This window comes from Phyllobacterium sp. RCAM01083 (assembly GCF_055685835.1).
On record NZ_JBVFZN010000005.1, the window covers coordinates 722707 to 742666 of the forward strand.

General features: G+C 60.4%; 18 protein-coding genes. 11 read left to right on the plus strand and 7 right to left on the minus strand.

All coding sequences use genetic code 11. From position 1 onward, the window contains the following. Positions 1-46 precede the first annotated feature (46 nt). Positions 47-706: a YiaD family glycine zipper/OmpA-like lipoprotein gene (locus ACZ25R_RS10130; RefSeq protein WP_403176163.1), complete on the plus strand. Its 660-nt coding sequence runs from the start codon at positions 47-49 to the stop codon at positions 704-706. Here ACZ25R_RS10130 and ACZ25R_RS10135 read toward each other — a convergent pair. Together ACZ25R_RS10135 and ACZ25R_RS10140 are read right to left on the minus strand one after the other, a co-directional pair. Next, positions 699-1628, minus strand: a complete 930-nt coding sequence (locus ACZ25R_RS10135) for a pseudouridine-5'-phosphate glycosidase (RefSeq protein ID WP_472460893.1) — start codon at positions 1626-1628, stop codon at positions 699-701. The two genes, ACZ25R_RS10130 and ACZ25R_RS10135, sit on opposite strands and share 8 nt — an antisense overlap. 32 nt (positions 1629-1660) lie before the next feature. After that, positions 1661-2611, minus strand: a complete 951-nt coding sequence (locus tag ACZ25R_RS10140) for a carbohydrate kinase family protein (RefSeq protein ID WP_472460894.1) — start codon at positions 2609-2611, stop codon at positions 1661-1663. Between the two features lie 318 nt (positions 2612-2929). On the opposite strand from ACZ25R_RS10140, the gene recA reads away from it, so the two are divergent. From recA to ACZ25R_RS10155, 3 genes are all read left to right on the plus strand, one after another. Beyond that, complete coding sequence (recA, locus tag ACZ25R_RS10145) at positions 2930-4024, plus strand: recombinase RecA (protein WP_182549139.1); 1095 nt, start codon at positions 2930-2932, stop codon at positions 4022-4024. A gap of 348 nt (positions 4025-4372) precedes the next feature. After that, positions 4373-7030, plus strand: a complete 2658-nt coding sequence (gene alaS, locus ACZ25R_RS10150; RefSeq protein WP_472460895.1) for an alanine--tRNA ligase — start codon at positions 4373-4375, stop codon at positions 7028-7030. 247 nt (positions 7031-7277) lie between these two features. Then, positions 7278-7751 (plus strand): hypothetical protein, encoded by a 474-nt coding sequence (locus tag ACZ25R_RS10155; protein ID WP_472460896.1) that lies wholly within the window; start codon positions 7278-7280, stop codon positions 7749-7751. Positions 7752-8132: 381 nt separating this feature from the next. Here ACZ25R_RS10155 and ACZ25R_RS10160 read toward each other — a convergent pair whose 3' ends face one another. Beyond that, positions 8133-9347 (minus strand): NADP-dependent isocitrate dehydrogenase, encoded by a 1215-nt coding sequence (locus ACZ25R_RS10160; protein ID WP_472460897.1) that lies wholly within the window; start codon positions 9345-9347, stop codon positions 8133-8135. A gap of 214 nt (positions 9348-9561) precedes the next feature. On the opposite strand from ACZ25R_RS10160, the gene ACZ25R_RS10165 reads away from it, so the two are divergent. Beyond that, positions 9562-10431 (plus strand): RNA methyltransferase, encoded by an 870-nt coding sequence (locus ACZ25R_RS10165; protein ID WP_472460898.1) that lies wholly within the window; start codon positions 9562-9564, stop codon positions 10429-10431. Next, positions 10424-11224 carry a glutamate racemase gene (murI, locus tag ACZ25R_RS10170; RefSeq protein ID WP_288192477.1) on the plus strand — a complete coding sequence of 267 codons (801 nt, stop codon included), beginning with the start codon at positions 10424-10426 and terminating at the stop codon, positions 11222-11224. The genes ACZ25R_RS10165 and murI overlap by 8 nt, the downstream gene beginning before the upstream one ends. 43 nt (positions 11225-11267) lie before the next feature. Here murI and ACZ25R_RS10175 read toward each other — a convergent pair whose 3' ends face one another. Together ACZ25R_RS10175 and ACZ25R_RS10180 are read right to left on the minus strand one after the other, a co-directional pair. Further along, positions 11268-12332 carry an LLM class flavin-dependent oxidoreductase gene (locus tag ACZ25R_RS10175; protein ID WP_472462472.1) on the minus strand — a complete coding sequence of 355 codons (1065 nt, stop codon included), beginning with the start codon at positions 12330-12332 and terminating at the stop codon, positions 11268-11270. Between the two features lie 275 nt (positions 12333-12607). Beyond that, a complete protein-coding gene (locus ACZ25R_RS10180) occupies positions 12608-13249 on the minus strand; it encodes an NAD(P)-dependent oxidoreductase (RefSeq protein WP_472460899.1) in 642 nt (213 codons plus the stop codon). 149 nt (positions 13250-13398) lie between these two features. On the opposite strand from ACZ25R_RS10180, the gene ACZ25R_RS10185 reads away from it, so the two are divergent. Then, complete coding sequence (locus tag ACZ25R_RS10185; protein ID WP_472460900.1) at positions 13399-13815, plus strand: winged helix-turn-helix transcriptional regulator; 417 nt, start codon at positions 13399-13401, stop codon at positions 13813-13815. A 178-nt stretch (positions 13816-13993) separates the two neighbouring features. Here ACZ25R_RS10185 and ACZ25R_RS10190 read toward each other — a convergent pair whose 3' ends face one another. Then, entirely contained in the window at positions 13994-14890 is an 897-nt protein-coding gene (locus ACZ25R_RS10190; RefSeq protein ID WP_472460901.1) for an extensin-like domain-containing protein, read from the minus strand. Between the two features lie 295 nt (positions 14891-15185). On the opposite strand from ACZ25R_RS10190, the gene rpsD reads away from it, so the two are divergent. From rpsD to ACZ25R_RS10210, 4 genes are all read left to right on the plus strand, one after another. Beyond that, the gene (rpsD, locus tag ACZ25R_RS10195; RefSeq protein WP_105732437.1) at positions 15186-15803 is read left to right on the plus strand and encodes a 30S ribosomal protein S4; all 618 of its coding nucleotides are present in this window, start codon (positions 15186-15188) and stop codon (positions 15801-15803) included. A 76-nt stretch (positions 15804-15879) separates the two neighbouring features. Then, positions 15880-16809 (plus strand): glutaminase, encoded by a 930-nt coding sequence (locus ACZ25R_RS10200; RefSeq protein WP_472460902.1) that lies wholly within the window; start codon positions 15880-15882, stop codon positions 16807-16809. 235 nt (positions 16810-17044) lie between these two features. Continuing rightward, positions 17045-17908 carry a tRNA 2-thiocytidine(32) synthetase TtcA gene (ttcA, locus tag ACZ25R_RS10205; protein ID WP_472460903.1) on the plus strand — a complete coding sequence of 288 codons (864 nt, stop codon included), beginning with the start codon at positions 17045-17047 and terminating at the stop codon, positions 17906-17908. Next, positions 17898-18725, plus strand: a complete 828-nt coding sequence (locus ACZ25R_RS10210) for an inositol monophosphatase family protein (RefSeq protein ID WP_472460904.1) — start codon at positions 17898-17900, stop codon at positions 18723-18725. Before ttcA ends, ACZ25R_RS10210 begins: the two co-directional genes overlap by 11 nt. 9 nt (positions 18726-18734) lie before the next feature. Here the strand turns inward: ACZ25R_RS10210 and ACZ25R_RS10215 are convergent, their stop codons facing one another. Beyond that, positions 18735-19940 (minus strand): multidrug effflux MFS transporter, encoded by a 1206-nt coding sequence (locus tag ACZ25R_RS10215; protein ID WP_346305307.1) that lies wholly within the window; start codon positions 19938-19940, stop codon positions 18735-18737. Between the last annotated feature and the right edge of the window lie 20 nt (positions 19941-19960).

Genomic DNA, 19960 nt, shown 5'->3' on the forward strand with positions numbered 1-19960 from the left:
TATTCGATGCTACATTTCGCAACATTTCCAACGGGGACCTGATTCCATGATCAAGAAGTTTGCCATCGGCTGTCTTGCCGCGACGTTTTTGGCCGGTTGCACCACCACCGATCCCTATACCGGCGAGCAAAAAATATCGAATACGGCCGGTGGCGCGGCAATTGGCGCAGCGGTTGGTGCGCTGGGTGGCCTCGCCGTTGGCGGCGGTGGCAAATCCGGCCGCAACGCGGCGCTGATCGGTGCCGGTATCGGCGCCTTGGCCGGCGGTGCCGTCGGCAATTACATGGACCGCCAGGAATCGGAACTTCGGGCCCAGCTGCAGGGCACGGGCGTATCGGTGACCCGTAACGGCGACCAGATCATCCTGAACATGCCGTCGAACATCACGTTCGCTACCGACCAGGATGCGGTGAAGCCGCAGTTCTTTGCAACGCTGAATTCGGTTGCAGTGGTGCTGCGCAAGTTCGACCGGAGCATCATCGATGTCTATGGCCATACGGACAATGTCGGCGGCCAGCAGTACAACCAGCTCCTGTCCGAGCGCCGCGCGCTGTCCGTTTCGAACTACCTGACCCAGCAGGGCATCGACAACCGGCGTTTCTCCGTTCGCGGCTTGGGCATGGACCGGCCGATTGCTTCCAACAATTCGGAAGCCGGCCGGTCGCAGAATCGCCGCGTCGAACTGCAGATTTCGCCGCTTACCTGACCAGTGTCAGCGCGACAGCAATGCGCGCTGCAAGGCGTGCATTGTTTTCCACCAGGGCGATATTCGCCTTCAGGCTTTCGCCCTTGGTGATGTCGAGAATTTCCGAAAGAAGATATGGCGTTACGGCCTTGCCCGTGATGCCATTTTTTGTGGCGCGCGCCAGGGCTTCACGGATGTATCCGCCCATGATGTCGGCCGGAATTTCGCTTTCCAGCGGAATCGGGTTGGCGATCAGCATGCCGCCGTTGACGCCGATGGCGCTGCGCGTTGCCTGGAACCTGGCGATGGCTTCCGGCGTGTCGAGACGCAACGGGGCCTTGAGATGCGACTGGCGCGACCAGAAGGCCGGCAGAACGTCCGCCCCATGCACCACAACGGGTACGCCTTTGGTTTCAAGCACTTCCAGCGTCTTTTCAATATCCAGAATCGCCTTGGCGCCCGCCGAGACGACGATCACCGGGGTGCGGCCCAATTCTTCCAGATCGGCCGATATGTCGAAACTGGTCTCCGCGCCCATGTGCACGCCGCCGATGCCGCCCGTGGCAAACACCTTGATGCCGGCCATGTGTGCGGCCAGCATGGTGGCGGCAACGGTGGTGCCGCCGGTGCGGCCTTCCGACAGCGCAAACGCCAGATCGGCGCGCGACAGCTTCATGGCGCCCTTGACCTGCGCCAGCGCCTCGCGTTCCTCGGCCGAAATGCCGATCTTCAGGCGGCCATCGATAATGGCGATGGTCGCCGGGACAGCACCGCCATCGCGGATGATCGTCTCGACATCGGCGGCCATGCGGCTGTTGTCCGGGTAGGGCATGCCGTGGGTGATGATCGTGCTTTCCAGCGCCACCAACGGCTGCCCGGCGGCAAGTGCTTTCTGCACCTCCGGTGCAATGTCGGTGAACGGGTTGAGGGCTGTTGTGGTCATGGTTCTTTCCTTTGTCGTATCAGGCCGTTGGCTCATGCGAGCGGGATGGCCTCCGGTATGGTCGCGAGGGCCGCGTCGAAAATCCTGGATGTGAAGATCGGCGTTGCCGAATGGGTTTGCAGTGTCAGCGCCGAGGCGGCAAAGCCTTCGCGCACGGCTTGCGCGAGGGGAAGGCCGCGCATCAGCGCCGATATGGTGCCGCCGGCCAGCGCATCGCCCGCGCCGGTCACATCGGCAATACCGGTCAGCGCGGGCGGAAGCAGGGAGAATGCACCGCCGCTGGAATAGACCAGCGCAGCCTGCCCGCCATTGCTGACAACGGCAGTGTGCAGACCCTCTGCCGTCAGGGCGCGGTGCAGATCGGGCAGGCTGGCATCGGCGCCCAGTCCCGTCAGCGCAAAGGCTTCACGCCGGTTGAGGAACAGGCAAGCGAGATCGCCGAGAACCGGCCGCAACCGCACTGCCTTGGCCGGGGAAATCGCCAGCGCATAGAGCGGTTTGCCGCCGGCAAGCTCGGCCAGTTTCTGCAACGCTTCCGACGGCAGATTGGCATCGCCGAAAACCGCATCGGCGGCATCGATGGAATCGCGCACCTTGCGCCGCCTGAGCTGCCGGGGCAGGGCAATTTCATACAGCGCCATGTCGGCGATGGCCGCAACCACATCGCCCTGTTCATCGAGGATCGCCGTATAGCTCGGGGTTGCCCGGTCGATGAACACGGCGGAACTGTCCTTGATTCCGGCGGCCTCGAAGGCGGCGCCGATGACATCGCCAACCCGGTCGCCGCCGCGCACCGACAGCATTTCAGCCCGCACGCCGCGCCGCACGGCAAGGCGCAATGCATTGAACACGCCGCCACCGGGCTCTTCGCGCATGATGCCGGGGTTGGACGCGCCGGGAATGAAGGGAACGCTGCTCTGGCCGCGCCGGTCCATATGGGCGCCGCCGACAGCAAACAGCAGCGGTGTGTAATCCTGAGTCATGATTGGTGGCTTTTGCTGAACAAAATGATCGGTTGCAAGACACTTGGTCTTTTTCTTCTCTAGATGGCCTGCGGCCCTGACGCAATCGCCGCAACGATTCGAATCTGGCGGCCGCCGTTTTCCCGTTCCCGCTGTCCAGGCACGAGGAACATGTGGACAAGCGCAGGCGGGTCAATTGCGGAACATTTTAAGAACATTTTTGTGTTATTGTTGTTTTTCAATGGTTTGTGCATATTGCCAAATGAGAACAAAACAGATACAAATATCTTCAAAGGCCGGAGCATCCGGGCTTCATGGATAGCACAGGGGTAGTGTAACATGGCTCAAAATTCTTTGCGGTTAGTTGAGGGTAATTCGGTGGATAAAACGAAAGCGCTGGATGCGGCATTGTCACAGATCGAGAGAGCCTTTGGTAAGGGTTCGATCATGCGGCTTGGACGCAATGAGCAGGTGGTGGAAATCGAGACGGTGTCGACCGGCTCGCTTTCCCTGGATATAGCCCTTGGCGTTGGCGGTCTGCCGAAAGGCCGCATTGTCGAGATTTACGGGCCGGAAAGCTCCGGTAAGACAACCCTGGCGCTGCATACGATTGCCGAAGCCCAGAAGAAGGGCGGCATCTGCGCCTTTGTCGACGCCGAGCATGCGCTGGATCCGGTCTATGCCCGCAAGCTGGGCGTGGATCTGGAGAACCTTCTGATCTCGCAGCCCGATACCGGCGAGCAGGCGCTGGAGATCACCGATACGCTGGTGCGTTCCGGTGCGATCGATGTTCTGGTGGTCGATTCCGTTGCCGCCTTGACCCCGCGTGCGGAAATCGAAGGCGAGATGGGCGATTCTCTCCCCGGCCTGCAGGCCCGCCTGATGAGCCAGGCGCTGCGCAAGCTGACCGCATCCATTTCCCGCTCCAACTGCATGGTCATCTTCATCAACCAGATCCGCATGAAGATCGGCGTGATGTTCGGTTCGCCTGAAACCACGACGGGCGGCAATGCGCTGAAATTCTATGCTTCGGTGCGTCTCGATATCCGCCGCATTGGTGCGCTGAAGGAACGTGACGAGGTGGTCGGCAACCAGACCCGCGTCAAGGTGGTCAAGAACAAGCTTGCGCCCCCCTTCAAGCAGGTCGAATTCGACATCATGTATGGCGAAGGCGTATCCAAGACCGGTGAACTGGTCGATCTCGGCGTCAAGGCGGGTATCGTTGAAAAGTCGGGTTCGTGGTTCTCCTACAATTCCCAGCGTCTGGGGCAGGGCCGCGACAATGCAAAACTCTTCCTCAAGGACAATCCCGAAGTTGCCAATGAGATTGAGCTGGTCCTGCGCCAGAATGCCGGTCTGATTGCCGAGCAGATGCTGGACAAGGGCCCGGACGATGTCGAGGACAATGACGGACCCGAGGCCGCCGAAGGCTGATCTCCCAGGACGGACCGTTCCGGTCTGCAATTCAAACCCGCATCCGGCCGCCGGATGCGGGTTTTTCTTTAAAATGCTCTCACGCGGTAAGACCGTCTTTCATATTGGGGCTAACTTCCCTCATGCTGAGCTTGTCGAAGCACGCACAACCGCTCTGCGTGCTTCGACAAGCTCAGCATGAGGGAGAGTGCACGCTTTCGAAGACTGTGCTGTTCATAAGCGGAGCCTATTATCACAGGGATTTTCTGGACAGGCCGCGGTCGCATCGCTACAAGCGTTGCGTTCCGCCCTTTGTTGCAGAAAGGGGCTATTTCGCTTTGGTTAGAGACAAGTCAGAAGGCAATGCACATGAGTGGCGTCAACGAAATCCGGTCGACATTTCTGAACTATTTCAAGAAGAACGGCCATGAGATCGTGGCGTCGAGCCCGCTGGTGCCGCGCAACGACCCGACGCTGATGTTCACCAATGCCGGCATGGTGCAGTTCAAGAACGTTTTCACCGGTCTGGAGCAGCGGCCCTACAGCCGCGCCACGACATCGCAGAAATGCGTGCGCGCCGGCGGCAAGCACAATGACCTGGACAATGTCGGCTATACCGCCCGGCACCATACGTTTTTTGAAATGCTCGGCAATTTCTCCTTTGGCGATTACTTCAAGGAAGAAGCGATCAGCCTGGCCTGGAACCTGATCACCAAGGAATATGGCCTCGACAGGAACAAGCTGCTCGTCACCGTCTACCACACGGACGATGCGGCTGCCGGATTCTGGAAGAAGATTGCCGGTCTGTCCGATGACCGCATCATCCGCATCGCCACCAGCGACAATTTCTGGGCGATGGGTGATACCGGCCCATGCGGCCCGTGCTCGGAAATTTTCTATGACCATGGCGAAGACATCTGGGGCGGCCCTCCCGGCAGCGCCAACGAGGATGGCGACCGCTTCATCGAGATCTGGAACCTCGTCTTCATGCAGTTCGAGCAGATCACCAAGGAACAGCGCATCGAGTTGCCGCGCCCGTCGATCGATACCGGCATGGGGCTGGAGCGCCTGGCTGCTGTGCTGCAGGGCGAACATGACAATTACGATATCGACCTGTTCCGGGCGCTTATCCGCGCGTCGGAAGATGCGACCGGCATCAAGGCGGAAGGAAAATTCCGCGCCAGCCACCGGGTGATCGCCGATCACCTGCGCTCGTCGAGCTTCCTGATTGCCGATGGCGTGCTGCCATCGAATGAGGGCCGCGGCTACGTGCTGCGCCGCATCATGCGCCGCGCCATGCGCCATGCGCAGCTGCTGGGTGCCAAGGAGCCGCTGATGTGGCGCCTGCTGCCGGCCCTGATCCGCGAGATGGGCCAGGCCTATCCGGAACTGATCCGTGCGGAGTCGCTGATTTCCGAAACGCTGAAGCTCGAGGAAACCCGCTTCCGCAAGACACTGGACCGCGGCCTTGGCCTGCTGAGCGATGCCACGGAAGGTCTTGGCGAAGGCGATCGTCTCGATGGCGAAACCGCGTTCAAGCTCTATGACACCTTCGGTTTCCCGCTGGATCTCACCCAGGATGCGCTGCGCCAGCGCGGTATCGCTGTCGATACCGATGCCTTTGCGGCAGCCATGGAGCGGCAGAAGGCGGAAGCCCGCGCCCATTGGTCCGGTTCCGGCGATGCAGCGACCGAAACGGTCTGGTTCGCGGTGCGCGACAGGGTCGGCGCCACCGAATTTCTCGGCTACGAGACGGAAAAGGCCGAAGGCGTCATCACCGCGCTGGTGCAGGACGGTGCGCAGGTGGACAGCGCCGGGGAAGGCGAGGCCATTGCCCTCGTGGTCAACCAGACGCCGTTCTATGCCGAGTCCGGCGGCCAGCAGGGCGATACCGGCATCATCTCCGGTGACGGCTTCACCGTTGTTGTCACCGACACGCAGAAGAAGAATGACGGCGTGTTCGTGCATCTGGGCAAGGTGCTCAAGGGCACGGTAAAGCTGGATGTCCCGGTGGAGCTGACGGTCGACAGCGGGCGCCGCACGCGTATCCGCTCCAACCATTCGGCGACGCACCTGCTGCATGAGGCGCTGCGCGAAACCCTTGGCACCCATGTCGCGCAGAAGGGCTCGCTCGTTGCGCCGGACCGGCTGCGTTTCGATTTTTCCCATCCGAAGCCGATTTCGGACAAGGAACTGGCCGTCATCGAAGACCTCGCCAACGAAATCGTCCTGCAGAACGCACCGGTCAGCACCCGCCTGATGGCGGTCGACGATGCCATCGCGGAAGGCGCCATGGCGCTGTTCGGTGAGAAGTATGGCGATGAAGTGCGCGTGGTTTCCATGGGAACGGCGCTGCATGGCGAGAAATCGGGCAAGAGCTATTCGACGGAATTGTGCGGCGGCACGCATGTGCGCGCCACCGGCGATATCGGCCTGATCCGCATTGTCTCGGAAAGCGCCGTGGCGGCGGGCGTGCGCCGCATGGAGGCGCTGACCGGCGAAGCCGCGCGCCGCTACCTCGAAGAACAGGACGACCGGGTCAAGGCGATTGCCGGTGCGTTGAAGTCCACGCCCGCCGACGCGCTGGCGCGCGTGACGGCGCTGCTGGATGAGCGCCGCAAACTGGAACGCGAACTCACCGAGGCGCGCAAGCAATTGGCGCTTGGCGGCTCCGGCAATGGCGCCGCGCAGTCCGAAACGGTCAATGGTGTCGGCTTCATCGGCAAGGTGGTCACCGGCGTCAATCCGCGTGACCTGAAGCCGCTGGCCGACGATGCCAAGAAGACCGTCGGCTCCGGCATCGTGACGTTCATCGGCGTTTCGGAAGACGGCAAGGCCAGCGCGGTCGTCGGCGTCACCGACGATCTCGTCGGCACGTTCAGCGCCGTCGATCTGGTCAAGATCGCGTCCGCCGCGCTCGGCGGCGCCGGCGGCGGCGGCCGTCCCGATATGGCGCAGGCCGGCGGTCCCGATGGCTCCAAGGCCGAGGCAGCCGTGGCTGCCGTGCGCGACGCGCTCGCCGGCTGACACCAGGCATCGTATTTCCGGCCGCAGCGTCATGCGGCCGGAAATGCCACCCGCTCATACTAATTGCTGGGTGGGCAAGAGATTGATTTTCCGGTATTTTTGCTACGTCGCAATTTTGTTTCGCATTTTCAAAAACTGTTTTTAGCAATTCATTTCGAGAACTGTCGTGAAGACAATATTGGCTCTTCTGTTCGCCGCGGTGCTGCTTGTTTCCTGCCAGACCTCGAGGGTCGTCAAGGATGTTCATATGCGCAGCGATACGGCCTTCGGGCCGGATGTCCTGGCCTATTTGGATCTGTTCATGTCGCTGAACGCGCAGCCCTACTATTCGACCACCGTGGGATATGGCTTCAAGACGCTTTATACCGGCCAGGGCAAAAGTCACCTCTCCCAGGCCTGGAGCTATGGCCGGCAGATGCGGTTCGAAAAGGGAGTGAGCAGACGGGCGGCCTGTTTCTTTCGGCCTTGCCTGCCCACACGCGAGGAAACCGGCGTGGTGGCCATGGATGAGGCCGATTTTGTTGCCGCCGCCACCAAGGGGCTCGACTTCGAACTGGCGGGCAAGGCCGGGAAAATTGTCGGCAGGATTCCGGCCCATGCCTTCCGCCGGGTATTGGATCTCAAATCGAGCATGAAGCTGCCGCCCACGGCCGCAAACAAGGCGCCACCGGCAAAAGCGCAGGCGCCTGCCGAAGAGGACGCGAATATTGACGACGTCTAGTGCTGCGTAAATCTCGGCTTGCGGTATCGCTTGGGGCAGTAAACAGAAGGCGATTTCGGCGGATGGGCGGCGAGGGCTGGGGAGATAAGGAGGCCGGCTGATCAGGATACCGGTGAAAGAAATTGCGGGATAACCGGATGATCGGATGATCGGATGATCGGATGATCGGATGAGGAATCTGGCAAGCCGGAGGGCCCGTGACAAGGGCTGCCGGATCGGCAAACCGCAGGAGAGGGCCCCGCCGGGAAAGCTGCCGGGGAAATGATCGGCCAGGAATCGAGGCCGGGAAGCCCCGCGGGGAAGGCCAGGCGATCAAAGAAAAGCCCCGGCGAACCGGGGCTTGTGTTGTTCGATGGCGATGCCTGATCAGGCAGCCCCAGATCAGACAGCCATGGCCTTGCGCAGGTTCTCGTCGATCTTGTCGAGGAAACCCGTGGTGGACAGCCAAGGCTGGTCCGGACCGATCAGCAGCGCCAGATCCTTGGTCATGTAACCGGATTCAACCGTATCGACGCAGACTTTTTCCAGCGTGTTGGCAAAGCGGTCGAGTTCGGTATTGCCGTCGAGCTTGGCGCGGTGGGCAAGGCCACGCGTCCAGGCGAAGATCGAGGCGATGGAGTTGGTCGAGGTTTCCTCGCCCTTCTGGTGCTGGCGGTAGTGGCGTGTCACGGTGCCGTGGGCGGCTTCCGCTTCCACCGTCTGGCCATCCGGTGTCATCAGCACGGAGGTCATCAGGCCGAGCGAGCCAAAGCCCTGTGCCACGATGTCGGACTGCACGTCGCCGTCATAGTTCTTGCAGGCCCAGACATAGCCGCCGGACCACTTCAGCGCCGAGGCAACCATGTCATCGATCAGGCGATGCTCATAGGTGATCTTCTTCTCGGCGAACTTGTCCTTGAACTCGGCGTCGAACACATCCTGGAAAATGTCCTTGAAGCGGCCGTCATAGGCCTTGAGGATGGTGTTCTTGGTCGAGAGATAGCAGGGGACGCCGCGGTTATAGGCATAGTTCAGCGAGGCGCGGGCAAAGTCGCGGATGGAATCATCCAGATTGTACATGGCCATGGCAACGCCGGCGCTTGGCGCATCATAGACATCGTGTTCGATGGTCTTGCCGTCTTCGCCGACAAACTTGATCGACAGCTTGCCCTTGCCGGGGAACCGGAAATCGGTGGCGCGGTACTGATCGCCGAAGGCATGGCGGCCGACGATGATCGGCTGGGTCCAGCCGGGAACCAGACGGGGAACGTTCTTGGCAATGATCGGTTCGCGGAAGATAACGCCGCCGAGAATGTTGCGGATCGTGCCGTTGGGCGACTTCCACATCTTCTTCAGGCCGAATTCCTCAACGCGCTGCTCGTCCGGGGTGATGGTGGCGCACTTGACGCCGACGCCATACTGCTTGATTGCATTGGCCGCATCGATGGTCACCTGATCGTCGGTCGCATCGCGATGTTCGATGCCCAGATCGTAATATTTCAGGTCGATGTCGAGATAGGGATGGATCAGCTTGTCTTTGATATACTGCCAGATGATGCGGGTCATCTCGTCGCCGTCAAGTTCGACGACCGGGTTTGCAACCTTGATCTTTGCCATGAATAGTCAGCCTCTTTATTACTGGTCTGGGAATGCCAGCATCGGTTTTCATTGAGGGTTCGCGCCCCTATAGCACTCGCAAACCAGAACGCAAAGACTGGCTTTAAGTGTTTAATCGCAATCTTGGCGGAATATGAGCCGGGCACAGGCCCGATGCACGATTGCCCGCTGAAAAAACGCGTTGTATGAGGGCGGCATTCACAATGGATTGATCATGGCAGGTACAGACAGACAGCGCACACTCATTGCCGAAGGGCCGGCGATCATCCTGGTCGAGCCGCAATTGCCGGAGAATATCGGCATGGTGGCGCGGGCCATGGCCAATTTCGGGCTGGCGGAACTGCGCCTCGTCAAGCCGCGCGAGGAGTTTCCCAACGACAAGGCACGCTCCGCCGCAAGCCGTGCCGACCACATCATCGACGGGGCGAAGGTCTATGACGATCTGCCGTCGGCTATCGAGGATCTGCATTTCGTCTACGCGACGACGGCGCGGGAACGCGATGCCTTCAAGCAGGTGCGCGGACCCGTCGAGGCGGGGCAGACACTGCGCCAGCGCTTCAACCGGGGCGAGAAAACCGGGATTCTTTTCGGGCGTGAGCGCTTCGGCCTCAATAATGACGAAGTCAGCCTCGCCGATGAGCTGGTGACATTTCCGGTCAACCCGGCATTTTCGTCGCTGAACATCGCACAGGCGGTTTTGCTCATGTCCTATGAGTGGATGAAGTCAGGGTTGGAGAAGGAAACGGACACGGCTTTCCGCGGTCCAGAACTCGAGCCCGCGCCAAAGGAACAGCTGCAGGGCTTTTTCAACCATCTGGAAGACGCGCTGCAGGCGCGCGGCTATTTCCGGCCCATGGCCCGCAAGGAAATCATGGTCAACAATCTGCGCGGCGTTTTGACCCGTGCCGGTTTTTCCGACTCGGAACTGAGGCTCCTGCGCGGTGTCGTTGTCTCGCTGGATTATTTCAGCCCGAAGACGCCGCGCGGCTCCGGTGCACCGGAAGGGCGCAAGCGGGAAAAACCGGCGGCCAGGAAAACGGCCGCCAAGCCAGCGGGGCGCGAGGACATACCAGGCGATGAATGACACAGCGGACCGGCCGATCATTGCGTTTGACAGCGGCATTGGCGGCTTGACCGTCCTGCGCGAGGCGCGGGTGCTCATCCCGGACCGGCGCTTTGTCTATATCGCCGACGATGCCGGTTTCCCCTATGGCGACTGGGATGAAGAGCCGCTGCGCGCCCGCATTCTCGGCCTGTTCGAGGGCTTCATTGCCACATACGATCCGGAGATCGTGATCATTCCCTGCAATACGGCGTCGACGCTGGTGCTGGATGATCTGCGCCGGGCCTTTCCGGCGGTGCCTTTTGTCGGCACTGTTCCCGCCATCAAACCGGCGGCAGAGCGCACCTCGTCCGGCCTCATCACCGTTCTGGCAACGCCGGGCACCGTCAAGCGCGCCTATACGCGCGATCTCATCCAGTCGTTTGCCACGAAATGCCATGTGCGGCTCGTCGGCAGCCAGAACCTGGCGCGCATGGCGGAAGCGCATATCCGCGGCGATCATCTCGACGATGCGGCGATAGAGGCGGAAATCGCGCCATGCTTTGTCGAAATGGATGGCAAGCGCACCGATATCGTCGTTCTGGCCTGCACGCATTATCCGTTTCTGGCCAATGTGTTCCGCCGCCTTGCGCCGTGGCCGGTGGATTGGCTCGATCCGGCCGAAGCGATCGCCCGCCGCGCCTTGTCGCTGCTCAAGCCGAACGGTGCGGGCAGCGAACCGGAGCATGGCGACGACATCGCCGTGTTCACCTCGGGCAATCCCGACTTTTCCACCCGGCGCCTGATGCAGGGTTTCGGGCTCGCCATGGCTTGATTTTCAGTGAACGGCGGGACCGGAAGCCCCGCCGTCATTGGCTCTAAGCCAATGCCGTTTCTTCCGCCTTCACGGGCTGGCCAAGCTCCTTGCGGATGGCCGGGGCAACCTTTGTTCCGAACAGCTCGATGGCCTTCAGCGTGTTCCTGTGCGGCAGGCTGCCCAGATCGATCTGCAGCAGGAAGCGATCATGCTTGAAGTAGCTGTGCTGCAGCATGATCTTGTCGATGACCTCCTGCGGCGAGCCGACCAGAAGGGCACCGCGCGGCGTGCGGCCTGCTTCGAACTGCGCCCGGTTGCTTGGCGGCCAGCCGCGTTCGCGGCCGATCTTGTTCATCACCACCTCATAGGACGGCCAGTAGCCATCCGCTGCGGTCTGCGATGTCTCGGCGACGTAGCCATGCGAGTTGATGCTGACCTTCAGCGTCTCCTGCGCATGACCGGCCTTAGCCCCGGCTTCACGGTAGAGATCGACCAGCGGAGCAAAGCGATGCGGTTCGCCGCCGATGATGGCAATGGCGAGCGGCAGGCCGAGCGTGCCCGCACGGATGACCGAAGCAGGGGTGCCGCCAACGGCAATCCATACGGGCAGCGGGTTCTGCAGCGGGCGCGGATAAACGCCGAGATTGCTGATCGGCGCACGCAGATTGCCTTTCCAGGTCACGCGTTCGCTGGCGCGCAGTTTCAACAGGAGATCGAGCTTTTCCGTGAACAGATCGTCGTAGTCGTTGAGGTCATAGCCGAACAGGGGGAAGGACTCGATGAACGAGCCGCGCCCCGCCATGATTTCCGCACGGCCCGAGGAGATCAGGTCGAGCGTCGCATATTCCTGGAACACGCGAACGGGGTCTTCCGAGCTCAAGACGGTCACGGCGCTGGTCAGCCGGATATTCCTGGTGCGTGCAGCACCCGCCGCCAGAACCACGGCCGGCGTGGAAATGACGAAATCCGGGCGGTGATGCTCGCCGATGCCGAACACGTCGAGGCCAACCTGATCCGCCAGCTCCATCTCTTCCAGCAGGTTCTGCATGCGCTGGTGCGCATCGATGGCAACGCCGCTCGTCGGGTCAGGGCTCATGCCCGCAAATGTATAGATGCCGAGTTCCATGATCTTCACCTTCATGTCTTGTGTTGCTGCTTAGGTAAGCACAGCCCGGTTGCTTGTGAAGAACGCACATTGGGGTTGCCGAGGCACCAAAAGGAAACCGCCCCGGATGGGGCGGTCTGCATAATGTTACGGTGCGTGGTTCGACAAGCTCACCATGAGGGAGTGGGAGGATTGCAGGGAGCCAGATTCTGCAACGTTCATGATTGTCATTCCAGCCAAATCACCTCCCTCATGGTGAGCTTGTCGAACCACGCACCATGATCGTGCAATCGATATCAGTATCCGACGGTGAAACGCTGCCTGACGTGTTTTGGCGTCCCGGCTTCATCGAGAATGGCGACGGCAAGGTCAGCCACGCTGACGGTGCTGTGGCCTTCGGCGTTGACTACGGGATTGTCCTTGCCAAGCCGGTAGGCGCCGGTGCGTGGGCCGGGCACGAGAGCGAATGGCGGAGAGACAAAGCTCCAGTCCAGACCGTTTTCCGTCTTCAGGTCGTTCAGGGCCTGCCGGGCACCGAGGGCGCCTTCACGATATTCGGCAGGAAAATCAGGGCCATCGACAAATTGCTTGCCTTCCTGATTCAACAGGCTGCCAGCGCCGCCAACGACGATCAGGCGCTTGACGCCCGCCTGCTTGGCGGCTTCGGTGATTGCCTTGCTCGCCTTGATATGAATGGCCTGAATATCAGGCTCGCCCCAGCCCGGATTGTAGGCCGAGAGTACGATGTCGTGGCCCTTCAGCTTTTCAGTGAGGTCAGCGACATCGAGCACATCCGCCTTGACGGCCTTGACGCCCTCGCGCTTCTCAACCTTGTCGGCATTGCGAACGAGCGCTGTCACGCTATGGCCGCGCGAGACAGCTTCCGGCAGAAGTTCCTTGCCAATGAAGCCGGTGGCGCCGATCAGTGCGATTTTCATTTTGATCTCCTGGGTGCTTGGGTACGGTTTGTTTTCTGGTTACTATTGATAACCATCTATGCTAGAAGTTGCTTCCTGTGAAGAACGCACTTTTTCCGTTTCAGGGAACACGGAAGTAACCTGCCTGGAGACACTGGAGATTTTATCCGATGAGTATACATGCGAAACCCGATGGCGATGTGCCTCTGCTGTCAACCTCGGCCGCGATGGTCGCCGACAGTGCAGGCAGATGTCCGATGCGGGAAGTGCTCGACATTGTCGGCGACAGCTGGAGCCTTCTGGTGATCATCAATCTTCAGGACGGTCCGCGCCGCTTCAATGTGCTGCGCCGCATGGTAGAGGGGATTTCGCAGCGCATGCTGACGGTCACGCTGCGTTCGCTGGAGCGTGACGGTCTGGTATTGCGCACCGTCAAGCCGACGTCGCCGCCGGAGGTCACCTATGCGCTGACCCCGATCGGCCATTCGATTGCCGTTCCCATCGGTGCGCTGGGCGACTGGGCGGTGAAAAATCGTGATCATTTGCGGCAAGCCCGCACGGTTTTCGACGAGGCGCAGCAGAGCTAGAGGGGCAGTTAAACCCGTGCGTGGTTCGACAAGCTCACCATGAGGGAGAGTGTGGATTGCAGGGAGTTATTTCTGCAATGTTCGCGATTGGCGTTGCAACGCACTCTTTCCCTCATGGTGAGCTTGTCGAACCACGCATAGTATTTTTGCAGATTGCCATCCCCAAACCCTCCCGCCTCTACTGGCAGATGCGCGCCTTGCATGCCTTGCCGTGGCAGCCGAGATCAAGATGCAGATTGCCCTGATGCGCGGCGTCACCCTCCGGTCCGATCACGGTCATGAACCGCTCGCAACTCGTCTTGTGGATCGAGCGCCAGAAGTCCTGCTCCTCCGGCGTGCCTTTCCAGCCGGAGCCGAGTTCCGTGGTTTTGCCGTTGGTGAACTTGAATGACACGATATCGAGCGCATTGGCAAAAGCGTGTTCCGATACGCGGCCCTTATTGCCGTTGTTGACCTTGCGGCACTGGTAGTCGGAACCGGTTGCAATGCTTGCGATCCCCGCGCCGAAGGATGCCTGCGCGGCTTTCTCCACATCGCCGATCCAGCCGGCGAGCGTTCCGGCCATGGTGCAGTTGGTGGTGATGGGCGCGGCAAACTTTACAGGATTGTCCTTGCCGATGGCGGTGATCCTGAGCGGCGAGCGTTCGCCGCAGGTGCCTTCGGCAAGCGGCGGGACGATTTCGCCCTGGACATCGCCGTTCATCAGCGCGGGACAGGCATTCTGGTATACCCGGTCGGGAGATGTTGCGGGATCGGCTTTCTCCGCCGTGTCCTCGTCATCCGGCTTTGAATCAGCCTTGGCATCCGCCGGACGATCCGGGCCGAACTGTTCCGCCGGTTTTACCTCGGGTTTTTCTTCCGGTTTGGGCGTTTCTTGCGCAGGTTCGCTGCCCGGTTTGCTTTGCGGGACCGGTGGTACAACGGGTAGCGCGGGCCGGCTGGTCGCATTGTGATGCCGCCGCTGGCGCGCATCGGCAATGTCAGCCGTGCCGAGCAAAGCCGTTGTTGCAAAACATGCGATGAGGGATAAAAGGATCAATGTCGAGCAGCGCGACTGCTGTAAGGATAGGGTCATTTCCGGCTCCACTCCTGTTAAGCGTCTAGCCTAACGTCTGATGCGCCGGATCGGTTTCAAACTTTATAAACCCGTGAAATGCGCCGTCTCGCTTGACATCGCGAAACCTTCACACTAGAAGCCACCCCAGCGCAGGGCTTAACAGCTCTGCGTTTCATTTGACGTGTCCCGTGAGTGATTTCGCAAAGCGTGCGTGAATCATTCTGTCAGTCTTCAAAAACAGGAGGCAGAGGAGGGCGCGTTTCCTTGAATCGGGGCGCAAGCTTCGATTTGTGTTTGGTTGAAAGGAAATGCGATGAGCAAGCGCGAATCGTCCAAGTATAAAATTGATCGCCGTATGGGCGAAAACATCTGGGGCCGTCCGAAGTCCCCGGTTAACCGTCGTGAATATGGTCCCGGCCAGCACGGCCAGCGCCGCAAGAGCAAGCTTTCCGATTTCGGCGTACAGCTGCGCGCCAAGCAGAAGCTCAAGGGCTTCTACGGCGACATCTCGGAAAAGCAGTTCCGCAAGACCTACGAAGAAGCCGCCCGCCGCAAGGGCGATACCGGCGAACAGCTGATCGGCCTGCTCGAGTCGCGCCTGGATGCAGTGGTGTACCGCGCCAAGTTCGTTCCGACGATCTTCGCTGCGCGCCAGTTCGTCAACCACGGCCACGTCAACGTCAACGGCCGCCGCGTCAACATCCAGTCCTACATCTGCAAGGCAGGTGACGTGATTGAAGTGCGCGAAAAGTCGAAGCAGCTCGTGATCGTTCTGGAAGCCGTTCAGCTTGCTGAGCGTGACGTTCCTGAATATCTCGAAGTTGATCACAACAAGATGGTTGCCAAGTACACCCGCGTTCCGGCCTTCTCCGATGTGCCATACGCCGTACAGATGGAACCGAACCTGGTTGTCGAATTCTATTCGCGTTAATCAGTTCTGAGTTTAAGAAAAGCCGCCCCGAGAAATCCGGGCGGCTTTTTTTGTCTTATCCCTTGCCGGAGCGCGCATGACCGATCTTCAGGATGTCGTCGACAGTGTCTACCAGGATCTTGCCAGCCGCATCGGCGAGGGCAAGCTGGCGGATTATATTCCGGAACTGGCCACGGTCGATCCGAAACAGTTCGGGCTGGCCCTGTGCACCGTCGATGGTCAGGTGCATACAGCAGGCGATGCGGATACGTCCTTTTCCATCCAGAGTATTTCCAAGGTGTTCACGCTGACGCTGGCGCTCGGCAAGATCGGCGACGGGTTGTGGAAGCGCGTTGGCCGCGAGCCCTCGGGCAATGCCTTCAATTCCATCGTCCAGCTGGAGCAGGAGAAGGGCAAGCCGCGCAATCCGTTCATCAATGCCGGGGCGATCGCCGTGGCCGATGTCGTCCTGGCCGGACACCTGCCGAAGGAGGCAATCGGTGAAATCGTCCAGTTCATCCGCTATCTCGCCGATGACGAGACCATCGCCATCGATCACGATGTCGCGCGGTCGGAGACCAATACGGGTTACCGCAATGTGGCGCTGGCCAATTTCATGCGCTCCTTCGGCAATCTCAACCATCCGGCCGAACACGTGCTTGGCGTCTACTTCCATCACTGCGCCATCGCCATGTCCTGCCGGCAACTGGCCCATGCGGGGCTGTATCTGGCCTCGGCTGGCCGCAATCCGCTGAGCGGCGGCAGTGTGGTGTCATCCGGCCGGGCACGCCGCATCAATGCGCTGATGCTGATGTGCGGGCACTATGACGGCTCGGGCGATTTCGCCTATCGCGTCGGCCTGCCCGGCAAGAGCGGCGTTGGCGGCGGAATTCTCGCCATTGCGCCGGGCAAAGCATCGATTGCCGTCTGGTCGCCGGGGCTGAACGAGAACGGCAATTCGCTGCTTGGTTCGGCTGCACTGGAACTGCTGGCGCAAAGGACGGGCTGGTCGGTGTTCGGGCATTAGGGTGGTTTTCACCCCCTCTGTCCTGCCGGACATCTCTCCCACAAGGGGGGAGATCACATCGGCATTGGGGATATCGCGTCATTTTCAGCGTTGAAGATTAACTGAAACAGCAATGAAGGCTGATCTCCCCCCTTGTGGGGGAGATGGGTGGCAACCCAGAGGGGGGTGATTGAGCCGCAATCATCCCTTGCCTTCGCCTTCAAGCCAAGGCAATGAAGGCGCCAGAGGTGTTACGATGACCATTCACGATCAGGAATTGACCGATGCCGCCGGTTGCCACCCGATGTTTCTCGGGGTGCCGTCCAGCGTCGAGTTCAACAAGCTGCGCAAGCGCCTGTTGCGCAATACGCGGCAGGCCATCGACGATTTCGCCATGGTCAAGCCCGGCGAACGCTGGCTGATCGGGCTTTCCGGCGGCAAGGATTCGTACGGGCTCCTCGCATTGCTGCTCGATCTGAAATGGCGGGGCCTGCTGCCGGTGGAACTGCTGGCCTGCAACCTCGATCAGGGACAGCCGAATTTCCCCAAGCATATCCTGCCTGAATTCCTTGAAAAGAACGGCATTGAACACCGCATCGAGTACAAGGACACCTATTCGATCGTCACGGACAAGGTGCAGGAAAACCAGACCTATTGCTCGCTTTGTTCGCGTCTGCGGCGCGGCCATCTCTACCGTGTGGCGCGGGAAGAGGGCTGTTCGGCGCTGGTGCTCGGCCATCACCGCGAGGATATTCTCGAAACCTTCTTCATGAACCTCTTCCATGGCGGCAGGCTGGCAGCGATGCCGCCGAAACTTTTGAATGACGAGGGTGATGTCATGGTGCTGCGGCCGCTCAGCTACTGCGCCGAGGACGACCTGGAAAAATTTGCCGCGGCGATGCAGTTTCCGATCATCCCCTGCGATCTCTGCGGTAGTCAGGACGGCCTGCAGCGCAACATGATGAAGGCAATGCTGAGCGATATCGAAAAGCGCATGCCGGGCCGCAAGGAAATCATGATCCGCGCGCTTGCCAATACGCGACCGAGCCATCTTCTCGACCGGAGCATCTTTGACTTTGCCGGTCTTGCCACACACGGAGCCGAAGCCAGTGCAGTTTAATGACAATGACATCGATTGGTTGAGTGATCTGCTTGCCGCCGTTGCGGTTCAGGAAATCATGCCGCGCTTTCGCCAGCTCGGCACCGGCGATATCAAGCAGAAGACCTCGGCGCTTGATCTGGTGACCGAAGCCGACACCAGCGCCGAACGGGTGATCACGGCGCGGCTGCGCGAGCGTTATCCCGATGCCTTCGTGCTGGGGGAGGAAGCCTGCGAACTCGATGCATCGCTGCTCGGCAAGCTGAAGGACGCGCCGCTGGCTTTCATCATCGACCCCGTCGACGGCACCTATAATTTTGCCACCGGCGTGCCGCTGTTTGGCGTGATGCTTGCGGTCGTGGTCAATGGCGAGACGGTGGCCGGGATCATTCACGATCCCGTCGGCAAGGACTGGATCATCGGCGTCAAAGGGGCGGGCAGCCACATCCGCTCGGCCTTTGATATCAGGCAGAAAGTGTCTGTCGCGCCGCCAGCAGCGGTCAACGAGATGCTGGGTGCGATTTCATGGCAGTTCCTGGCCGATCCCCTGCGGTCGATGCTGGCGCGCAACCATGCCAAGTGCAAGGCATCGTTCGGTTTCCGCTGTGCCGCGCATGAATACCGGCTGATCGCCTCGGGCAATGCGCACTTCGCTGTCTTCAACAAGCTGATGCCGTGGGATCATCTGGCCGGTGTTCTCATCCATCAGGAAGCGGGCGGCCATGCGGCCCGCTTCGATGGTTCTGCCTATCTTCCAAGGCATCTGGACGGCGGCCTGCTGATTGCGCCCGACAAGGCGAACTGGCAGGATTTGCGCCGGACTCTTTGGTCTGAATAATCCGCGGATCTAAACCCGCGGATTGTGGGGATGGAAGAGCTTGCCCTTCTCGGCAATCAGCACGAACATCAGGCCGATCACCGAAACAACGAAGAAACCCATGACCAGCGGCAGGGTTGTCCCGTCATAGGACTGGCCGATGATGGCGCCGATGGCGCCGCCGCCTGCCGTTCCCATAAACCCAAGCACTGACGACGCCGTCCCGGCGACGTGGCCGAGCGGCTCCATGGCAAGCGCATTGAAGTTGGAGCCGATCCAGCCGAACTGGAACATCGCCATGGCAAAGAGCAGGAGATAGATCGGGAACGGTGTCGGATGCGGACCGAATATGGTCAAGAGCAGCCAGACCGTGTTGATCGTCAGGAAGCCCATCAGCGCACCGTGCGACAGGCGGCGCATGCCGAACCGGCCGACAAAGCGCGAGTTCACGAAGGACGAAAACGCCATCATGATCGCGATGGATGAAAACGCCACCGGGAACCAGATGCCGAGATCATAGATGCCGATATAGATCTGCTGGGCCGAGTTGATGAAACCGAACAGCGAACCGAACAGGAAGGCGCTGGCCAGCGTATAGCAAAGCGCCACCCGGTTGGTCAGAACGATCTTGAAGCCCTGCGCAACCGATGCCAGCGTAAATGGACGCCGGTCGGCGGGATCAAAGGTTTCCGGCAGGCGGAAATACATCCAGACGGTCACAGCAGCCGCCACGACAGCCATGAACATGAAGATTAGGTGCCAGTCGCCGAACAGCATGACGGCCTGACCCGTGCCCGGTGCGATAACCGGTACGATCATGAACACCATCATGATCAGCGACATGACTTCGGCCATCTGCCGCCCGCCATAGACGTCACGGACGATGGAAATGGTGATGACGCGGGTGGCGGCCGAACCGATACCCTGGATCAGGCGGAAGAGGAGCAGGGAGGCAAAGCTTGGCACGAAGGCCGCGCTGGCTGCGGCGATGACGTAGACAACCAGACCGAACAGAAGCGGCTTGCGGCGGCCGAAGCGATCGGACAGCGGACCATAGAACAGCTGCGATACCGAGAAGCCCAGCAGATAGGCTGAAATCACGTATTGCCGGTGGTTTTCATTCGTTACGCCAAGGCTTGCGCCGATCTGCTGCAAGCCGGGCAGCATGATGTCGATGGCAAGCGCGTTGATCGCCATGAGCATGGCCATCATTCCGATGAATTCGACCTTGCCCATGCCCATCAGGCGCGGCGCTG